Here is an 8,783-nt window from a genome sequence, read left to right on the forward strand (position 1 = left end):
TATAGTCGCGAGTTTCTTCGTAACGAAACCAAAGAAGTGCGCTTGCTGGGGCAAGGTGGCGATGATGTATTTCAATTCTCCGGAGAAGGCAAAAACAAAATTATTGTTCGTGTGATAGGAGGCGATGGTATGGATTCTGTGAAGAATACAGCCGCTATAAAAGGATGGGGAAGCCCCTATAAGATTTATGATCTGCCTGCCGGCATAGCGATCAATTCCAGGCGACATGTTATAGACAAAACATCGAATGATCCCTCGGTAAATATATATGACCGTAAAGCCTTCCGATATCCTATACTGGCACCCCTGGTATATGGTACGTTTAACTATGACGATGGTGTATTTATAGGTGGTGGATTTTTATATACTACCCACGGCTTTCGTAAAACACCTTTCAAGAACCAGCATTTATTCCTGGCGAGTTACGCACCGCTTACCAGCTCCTATAATTTTAAATACGATGGACGATTCTCGCAGGTGTTTGGCAAATGGGGACTTATGCTCGACTTCGATGTGAAGGCTCCTAACTTTGTAAATAACTTTTTTGGCTGGGGTAACGAAACGAAATTCAACAGCAAGATCAAAGATGATCCAAGGTATAACCTGAAACGATCCATCGATTATTATCGCATTCGTCTCGAAGAAATAGATTTGCAGGCGCAGCTCACCCACCCGATCGGTGGCTCCGGACTTTTCAAGATTGGCCCTGCCTATCAACGTGTAGAGATCGAGCGACCTAAAAACAACTCGCGTTTTATTGTAGACTATGCCAATGCGTTAACCGATTCATTGTTCGAGAATACAAAATCATTTGCCGGTATACGCACCGGATTTGTTATTGATACCCGCGATAACCCGGTGAATACAACGCGCGGTATATATCTGAATCAATACTCTTCTTTTATGAAAGGCTTCGAATCGGATGCCGGTAATTTCACCTCGCATAACGCGTCTATAGCATTCTATCAAACATTCCGCTTCCCGGCTAAACTTACTTTTGCCTTGCGTGCCGGTGGAGGTATAAATACGGGGAACTATCAATTATACCAGGCACAGATACTGGATGGTAAAACAGAACTTCGCGGCTATCGTAAAACACGCTTCTATGGCGACAAGGATTTTTATAGCAATAACGAGATGCGCCTCAAGGTTGCGAGCTTCCGGTCATACCTGTTCCCGGCCTCCGTTGGTCTGCTGGGATTCTATGATGTAGGTCGCGTATGGTATAAAGATGCTACCGGCAAAGATCCAAGCGCAGCCGATGGTAAATCTACTCAATGGCACCATGGTGTAGGAGGAGGCTTATGGTTGACACCGTTCAACATGGCAGTTGTCTCAGCCGAAGTAGCACACAGCACCGATGGTAATATGTTTTATGTGCGCCTCGGATTTTTGTTCTAGGAACATTGCGTTATCGGTTACTTGTTAACCGTTATTCGTTAACCGTTAATAGTTATAAGAGGGTGATGAATTTTGATGTGGGAGCAGGACTAAAGTCAGGAAGACCGAAAGCATTTAACTCACGAATAGCGATTAACAATTAACGTGTAACGAAATTGAATATCGAACAAGGAACACCGATCAACGAATGGTGAAGTATGGAGATACACTCTTATCCAACCATACAAACTTCCTATTAACGATTAACGAATAACTGTTCAATGGACAACACACAGTTTTACTTCAGTACTTTTCTTCTTGTATTGGGAATTAAGTGTTGGTACATTCTGCCTATAGAGCCAATAGAAGCATTGGCATAATGGTGGCAGTATGGCTGTTCAAAACTTCTAAAAAGTATGAACGGTGTGGTGTGGCTTTTGGACAATTACAGCGAAGACGTTGTGAAAGAACTTGAATCGAAGGGGTATCTGGTGAGGAAATTCACGCAGCAAACACAGAACCCAATGCAGTATGATGAGCGACCAGACATGGTCTTTTTCTCGGAGATTACCGTGCGTAACGTTTCTCTTTTCTCAAAAATCCATCAGATGTATCCGGGGGTACTCGCTATGAGTGTACCATCATTATTACCAGCTGACGGACAGTAATCCGGGTAAAAATCAAGCGGTATCAACTCTTTTTTCCTGGTGCGGCCTGTAAGAATGATTGTAATTTTTTTTACGACTTTTTGTAATACGTAAAGACTTTACTATTATTGCCGCATCAATTTTAATTTATTCCATGGGAAGAGGAGATAAAAAATCCAAAAAAGGTAAACGTACAGCAGGCTCTTTTGGCGTTACAAGAAACAAGAAAGCCATTAAAACACGTTTGAAAAGAGTAGCATCTAAAAAAGGTACTGCTGCAGTAGCGGAAGCTCCTGCCAAGAAAAGAACAGCTGCTAAAAAGAAAGCTGAATAAGAAACATGATTCAATTCAATAACATAGCTTGGTGGTGGCATATATCTAAACACGATATGTGAACAGCCTTTTTATGTTAATACGATAAAGCCGAAGGCCTGCTGTTCACAGCAGGCCTTCTTTTTTTGCCCTGATTTCAACACCGGTTGCTCAACCAGGAAGGATGAACAACCGAAAAACATAACAGACCAATGAAGTATACACTTACTACCTACACGAAAAAACTTCTTGCCGACACGCTCACACCGGTAAATATTTACCTGAAGCTTCGCGATGTTTTTGCCGGCAGCATTCTGCTTGAAAGCTCCGATTACCATGGGCATGAGAACAGTTTATCATTTATCTGCTGCGATCCGATTGCTTCCTTCCAGGTGATACAGGATACCATAACAACACAATACCCGGATGGCACTTCGCAGGAAACCAAGGTCACGGAAGTAGGGCAGGTACCACAGTTGCTGGAGTCATTCAGAAATACATTTGATATTCCACATCCTGTAGAGAGTAAACATCCCAATTGTGGTCTGTTCGGATATATAGCGTACGATGCTGTGCGCTTCTTCGAAGAAGTAAGCATTGATCAGAAAAATACACTTATCCCCGATGTGCTTTATAAGTTATACCGCTACGTTATTGTAGTCGATCACTTCTCCAACGAATTAAGTCTTTACGAACATTCCTACAAGCAGAGCACAAGTTCGCTGGATAAAATTGAGCAGATCATTTTCAGCAACCGTTTTGCTACCTATAAATTCTCATTAATCAACGGAGAAGAATCCAACTTTACCGATGAAGAGTTTTTAAAAGTAATAGAGAAAGGAAAAGAGCATTGCTATCGCGGAGATGTATTCCAGATTGTTCTGTCGCGCAGGTTCCAGTGTGGATTTAAAGGCGATGAGTTCAATGTATACCGGTCGCTGCGTTCGATCAACCCATCTCCCTATCTCTTCTACTTTGATTATGGAAGCTTTAAGTTACTCGGTTCATCACCCGAAGCACAGCTGCAGGTAAAGAATGGCAAAGCACATATATACCCGATCGCGGGTACATTTCGCAGATCGGGCAACGACCAGGAAGATGCTGCGATTGCCGAACGCCTCGCTGCCGATGAAAAAGAAAATGCCGAACACGTTATGCTGGTAGATCTTGCCCGTAACGACATGAGCAGAAATGCTTCCAGTGTGCATGTGGAAGTGTTCAAGGAAATTCAATACTACTCGCACGTTATTCACCTCGTATCAAAAGTTACCGGCACCTTGAAGAACGATTCTTCTATCATCGGTATGGCTGCCGATACATTTCCGGCCGGTACACTATCAGGCGCGCCCAAGCACATGGCCATGACGCTGATCAATAAATATGAAAATATCAACCGCAGTTTTTATGGAGGCGCTATAGGCTTTATTGGTTTTGATGGATCATTCAATCATGCCATCATGATCAGAACATTTTTGAGTCACGAGAATAAATTGATATATCAGGCTGGTGCCGGAGTAGTGTCCAAATCCCAGGCCGAAAGCGAACTACAGGAAGTAAACAACAAACTCACCGCCCTGCGCAAAGCTGTACTAATGGCAGAGAAGATTTAGAAATTGGAAGATTGGAAGATTTGAAAATTGAAAAATTAAATACAAAACAAGTTATGGCTAGGATTGAACGATTTGAGGATTTAGATATATGGAAAGAAGCGGTTGCTATTGGTGTCGATATCTATGGGTTGACATCGCAGGGAAAATTGGAAAAGGATTATTCATCCAAAGATCAATTAAGACGTGCTGCTATATCTGTTTCAAATAATATAGCCGAAGGCTTTGAGTATAATAACAATAAAGTATTTATGAAATTCCTGGGTTACGCAAAAGGTTCTGCCGGAGAGTTACGAAGTAATCTCTTCGTATTGAAAGAAGCTGGTATGGTAAATACTGAAGATCACGATCGTCTTGCAATCAAACTTCTGGAAGCTTCCAAGAACATAAAAGGCTTTATAAAATATTTAAACGACTACGAATCAAAACGAAGTCCCAAGAATTTTTAAATCTTACAATCTTACAATCTTACAATCTTACAATTCCCACAACATGAAAATACTGGTTCTCGATAATTACGATTCATTCACTTACAACCTCGTTCATATAATTCGTGAGTTGGGGTATGCGATGGATATTTTCCGGAATGATAAGATCCGGGTGGAGGAAGTAAAAAAGTATGATAAAATATTATTGTCACCAGGTCCGGGTATACCCGATGAAGCCGGCATTATGAAAGCGGTGATCAAGGAATATGGTCCATCGAAAAGTATACTAGGCGTTTGTCTCGGGCACCAGGGAATCGGTGAAGTATATGGTGCGCGTTTGTATAATATACCAAAGGTGTTGCACGGAGTAACATCACAGGTAGATGTAGTTGATCGTGAAGAATATTTATTCAACGGAGTATCTGATAGATTTCAGGCTACACATTACCACTCATGGGCTGTGCTGTCGGAGAGCTTTACACCGGATTTGAAGATCACTGCTAAAAATGACGAAGGACTCGTAATGGGATTGCGCCATGTAAAATATGATGTGAAAGGTGTACAGTTCCACCCGGAATCGATCATGACACCGGAAGGTCCTCGTATGATCGAAAACTGGTTAAAAAAGTAAGTATACAGATATAGGTATATATAGTCACCATCTTATCCGACAAAGCCGATGAGCCACATGAAACAAATATTGAATGAGTTGATCGAACATCGCTCGCTGACCAAAGAGACTGCGCGACAAGTATTGATCGATCTCACATCCGGTAAATATAATCCGAGTCAGACTACTGCTTTTATGACGGTATATATGATGCGCAGTGTTACCATCGATGAGTTGCAGGGATTTCGTGACGCGATGCTGGAGCTTTGTTTGCCAATGAAGTTCGATCAGCCGGTAATGGATCTGTGTGGAACCGGTGGTGATGGCAAGAATACATTTAATATATCTACGCTATCATCGTTTGTGGTAGCAGCCGCCGGGCAGCCCGTTGCCAAGCATGGTAACTATGGTGTTTCCTCGGCCAGTGGTTCATCCAACGTATTGGAACACTTCGGGTATAAATTTACCAATGATGCAGATGAACTGAAACGAAGCCTCGATCGTGCCAACATCTGTTTTATGCACGCTCCGTTATTTCACCCTGCTATGAAAAACGTAGCCCCTATACGCAAAGAGCTGGGAGTAAAAACTTTTTTCAATATGCTGGGCCCCATGGTAAATCCGGCATTCCCCAAGAAACAATTGGTAGGTGTATTTAGTCTCGAGCTTGCCCGGCAGTATGGATATTTATACCAGAACACGGATAAAGATTTTGTGATACTGCATTCTGTAGATGGTTATGATGAGATATCACTCACCGGAGCATTCAAATATTTTTATAACCAGGGCGAACGCCTCGCTACACCGGCCGATTTAAAATTACCTCAACTGCGCTATGAAGATTTGCGCGGTGGTGATACGGTAGAAGAATCGGCCAACGTATTTATGAAGATACTGGAAGGTAAAGGAACGGACGCGCAGAATGCAGCAGTGATTGCCAATGCAGGTATGGCGCTCTTTACCGGGCATCAGCAGGAAGGTTTACCGGCAGCACTTGCCAGAGCGAAAGAAGCGCTGGCATCCGGCAAGGCACTGCAGGCATTTAAGAAATTACTTCAGCCATAAAAAAACTACCCACTATATATAAACCAGTTGCTATGAACATTCTTGACGAGATTATCGCCTACAAGCGAAAGGAAGTAGAAGAACGAAAAAGTCTATACCCGGTAAAACTGCTGGAGAACAGTATATATTTCTCTACGTTGCCGGTGTCTATGAAAAAATATATTCGCAGAGAAGACAAGACCGGTATCATTGCCGAGTTCAAGCGCAAGTCACCATCCAAAGGTATAATCAATGCGCATGCTCCGGTGGAACGCACTTCTATAGGCTATATGCAGGCCGGAGCATCGGCACTTTCTGTTCTTACGGATAAGCCTTCGTTCGGTGGCAGCAGCGAAGATCTGATGACTGCCCGCAAATTTAATTTCTGCCCGATCATACGCAAGGATTTTACGATTGATGAATACCAGGTAGTAGAAGCAAAGTCTATCGGAGCAGATGCTATACTCTTGATTGCCGCTGTACTGGCGCCACAACAATCCAAAACATTAGCAGCATTTGCCCGTTCGTTCGGTATGGAAGTATTGCTGGAAGTACACGATGAAGAAGAACTAAAACAGAACCTCGAAGTAGGCGCAGACCTGATCGGTGTAAACAACCGTAACCTCAAAACATTTGAAGTAAGTATAGATGTATCAAAGCGACTGGCGCCTATGATTCCGGATTCGGTCGTGAAAGTATCCGAGAGTGGTATATCATCGGCTGATACTATCATTGAATTGAGAAAACATGGTTACCAGGGATTTTTGATGGGCGAGAACTTTATGAAGCATAGTCGCCCGGAGAGAGCTGCGATGGAATTTATGGACGAACTGCGAAGAAAATCTGTTCAGTAAATATATACCTGTAGATCATGGAACTGAAACTCAAAGTATGCGGCATGCGCGATGAAGCGAATATACAGGCGGTGGCAGCGCTGCAACCTCATTATATGGGTTTTATTCTCTATGGTAAGTCTCCGCGATATATAGGAGAGAATTATTCGATACCGGGTTCTTTTCCTGACACGATAAAAAAAGTAGGCGTGTTTGTAAACGAATCGGAAGAGAACATGACAGAAGCTGTTCGTATACTGAAACTCGATTACCTGCAGTTGCACGGACATGAAAGCGTTGATGTATGCAGAAGCCTGAAGCAAAAAGGTATAGGCGTGATCAAAGCTTTTTCGATTGGAGAGGATTTTGATTTTGCTGTAACGCAACCCTATAAAGAAGTCGTGGATTTTTTTCTGTTCGATACAAAAGGAAAATACTATGGAGGAAACGCACAGGTATTTGATTGGAGTATACTGCACAAGTATAATCAGCAAGTGCCGTTCTTTCTCAGCGGAGGTATAGCAGCAGAAAATGTATCGGCTGTAAAAGCATTGGCAGGCATGAACATTCATGCGCTGGATGTAAACAGTGGCGTGGAAGATGCCCCTGCCGTAAAGAGTATAACAAAGTTACAGGCACTTATTGCAGCCAGTAATGCAGAAGGAATAAAACTAACATCAGACAACAAAAAAACGATCGTATGAAATACACAGTAGACGAGCGTGGGTACTATGGCCAATTCGGAGGAGCCTATATTCCGGAGATGCTGTATCCAAACGTGGAAGAGCTTCGGAACAATTACCTGAAGATCATTGAGCAGGACGATTTTAAAAAGGAGTTTGATGATCTGTTAAAGAATTATGTAGGTCGCCCTACACCGCTATATTTTGCCAAGCGCATGTCAGAGACGTATGGCGCCAGGATATACCTGAAGCGCGAAGACCTCTGCCATACCGGTGCGCATAAAGTAAATAATACCATCGGCCAGATTCTGTTGGCAAAAAGGCTGGGCAAGCAAAAAATTATAGCCGAGACAGGAGCCGGGCAGCACGGTGTTGCCACGGCTACGGTATGCGCGCTGATGGGCATGGAGTGCACAGTATATATGGGCAAGGTGGATATGGAACGGCAACGTCCCAACGTAGAGCGTATGCGCATTTTAGGTACAAAAGTAGTTCCGGCACTGAGTGGAAGCATGACGTTGAAAGATGCCACCAACGAAGCGCTGCGTCATTGGATCAACAACCCGACCGATACACATTATATCATTGGTTCGGTAGTAGGGCCGCATCCATACCCGGATATGGTGGCGCGTTTTCAATCCGTGATTAGTGCTGAGATGCGCAAGCAGCTACAGGAGGAGATCGGTAATCCGTACCCTGACTATGTATTTGCCTGTGTAGGCGGTGGCAGTAATGCAGCCGGAGCGTTCTATCATTTTTTACAGGATGAACATGTAACACTGGTGGGAGTAGAGGCAGCCGGTAAAGGTGTGAACTCCGGAGAGTCTGCTGCTACAACGGCCTTAGGTAAAGTTGGTGTATTGCATGGCAGCAAAATGTTACTGATGCAAACTGAAGACGGGCAGGTAGTAGAACCTCATTCTATATCTGCGGGGTTGGATTATCCGGGTATAGGCCCGATGCATGCACACTTGTTTGAAACAGGCCGCGTAAAATTTGTAAGCGCTACCGATGATGAAGCGATGACCGCTGGTATAGCACTGGGTAAACTGGAAGGTATTATACCGGCCATTGAATCAGCACATGCTATAGCAGCCATCAGTCAGTTTGAGTTTGATAAAGATGATGTCGTGGTGATCAATCTTTCCGGAAGGGGAGATAAGGATCTTGAAACCTATATACGATGGGGTAAATACTGATGTATATATAGTATCGCTAGTCAGTATCACCTCAAACAT

10 protein-coding genes are annotated in these 8,783 nt (G+C 43.4%); all 10 read left to right on the top strand.

Features of this window, described 5'->3' with window-relative positions:
* Positions 1–1,401 (top strand): BamA/TamA family outer membrane protein (locus VIN08_RS21880; RefSeq protein WP_331969800.1); only part of this gene is annotated, 1,401 nt, incomplete at its 5' end.
* 395 nt (positions 1,402–1,796) lie between these two features.
* A complete protein-coding gene (locus tag VIN08_RS21885; RefSeq protein WP_331969803.1) occupies positions 1,797–2,048 on the top strand; it encodes a hypothetical protein in 252 nt (83 codons plus the stop codon).
* Positions 2,049–2,181: 133 nt separating this feature from the next.
* Positions 2,182–2,361 carry a 30S ribosomal protein THX gene (locus VIN08_RS21890; RefSeq protein ID WP_331969806.1) on the top strand — a complete coding sequence of 60 codons (180 nt, stop codon included), beginning with the start codon at positions 2,182–2,184 and terminating at the stop codon, positions 2,359–2,361.
* A gap of 191 nt (positions 2,362–2,552) precedes the next feature.
* Positions 2,553–3,950: an anthranilate synthase component I family protein gene (locus VIN08_RS21895; protein WP_331969809.1), complete on the top strand. Its 1,398-nt coding sequence runs from the start codon at positions 2,553–2,555 to the stop codon at positions 3,948–3,950.
* 53 nt (positions 3,951–4,003) lie between these two features.
* Positions 4,004–4,396, top strand: a complete 393-nt coding sequence (locus VIN08_RS21900) for a four helix bundle protein (protein ID WP_331969811.1) — start codon at positions 4,004–4,006, stop codon at positions 4,394–4,396.
* Positions 4,397–4,439: 43 nt separating this feature from the next.
* The gene (locus tag VIN08_RS21905; protein ID WP_331969813.1) at positions 4,440–5,006 is read left to right on the top strand and encodes an aminodeoxychorismate/anthranilate synthase component II; all 567 of its coding nucleotides are present in this window, start codon (positions 4,440–4,442) and stop codon (positions 5,004–5,006) included.
* A gap of 57 nt (positions 5,007–5,063) precedes the next feature.
* Positions 5,064–6,050: an anthranilate phosphoribosyltransferase gene (trpD, locus tag VIN08_RS21910; RefSeq protein WP_331969815.1), complete on the top strand. Its 987-nt coding sequence runs from the start codon at positions 5,064–5,066 to the stop codon at positions 6,048–6,050.
* Between the two features lie 32 nt (positions 6,051–6,082).
* On the top strand, positions 6,083–6,883 hold the full coding sequence (gene trpC / locus VIN08_RS21915) for an indole-3-glycerol phosphate synthase TrpC (RefSeq protein ID WP_331969818.1): 801 nt from the start codon (positions 6,083–6,085) through the stop codon (positions 6,881–6,883).
* A gap of 17 nt (positions 6,884–6,900) precedes the next feature.
* A complete protein-coding gene (locus VIN08_RS21920) occupies positions 6,901–7,566 on the top strand; it encodes a phosphoribosylanthranilate isomerase (RefSeq protein WP_331969821.1) in 666 nt (221 codons plus the stop codon).
* Positions 7,563–8,744 (top strand): tryptophan synthase subunit beta, encoded by a 1,182-nt coding sequence (gene trpB, locus VIN08_RS21925; protein WP_331969824.1) that lies wholly within the window; start codon positions 7,563–7,565, stop codon positions 8,742–8,744. Before VIN08_RS21920 ends, trpB begins: the two co-directional genes overlap by 4 nt.
* Positions 8,745–8,783: the final 39 nt, after the last annotated feature.

The organism is Ohtaekwangia sp., assembly GCF_036568665.1.
GTDB lineage: Bacteria > Bacteroidota > Bacteroidia > Cytophagales > Cyclobacteriaceae > Ohtaekwangia.

Bases quoted from the DNA above. Each gene is read 5' to 3' on its own strand.
- VIN08_RS21895 (WP_331969809.1), top strand. From the start codon at position 2,553: ATGAAGTATACACTTACTACCTACACGAAAAAACTTCTTGCCGACACG.
- trpB (WP_331969824.1), top strand. From the start codon at position 7,563: ATGAAATACACAGTAGACGAGCGTGGGTACTATGGCCAATTCGGAGGA.
- VIN08_RS21890 (WP_331969806.1), top strand. From the start codon at position 2,182: ATGGGAAGAGGAGATAAAAAATCCAAAAAAGGTAAACGTACAGCAGGC.
- VIN08_RS21885 (WP_331969803.1), top strand. From the start codon at position 1,797: ATGAACGGTGTGGTGTGGCTTTTGGACAATTACAGCGAAGACGTTGTG.
- VIN08_RS21920 (WP_331969821.1), top strand. From the start codon at position 6,901: ATGGAACTGAAACTCAAAGTATGCGGCATGCGCGATGAAGCGAATATA.
- trpC (WP_331969818.1), top strand. From the start codon at position 6,083: ATGAACATTCTTGACGAGATTATCGCCTACAAGCGAAAGGAAGTAGAA.
- VIN08_RS21900 (WP_331969811.1), top strand. From the start codon at position 4,004: ATGGCTAGGATTGAACGATTTGAGGATTTAGATATATGGAAAGAAGCG.
- VIN08_RS21905 (WP_331969813.1), top strand. From the start codon at position 4,440: ATGAAAATACTGGTTCTCGATAATTACGATTCATTCACTTACAACCTC.
- trpD (WP_331969815.1), top strand. From the start codon at position 5,064: ATGAAACAAATATTGAATGAGTTGATCGAACATCGCTCGCTGACCAAA.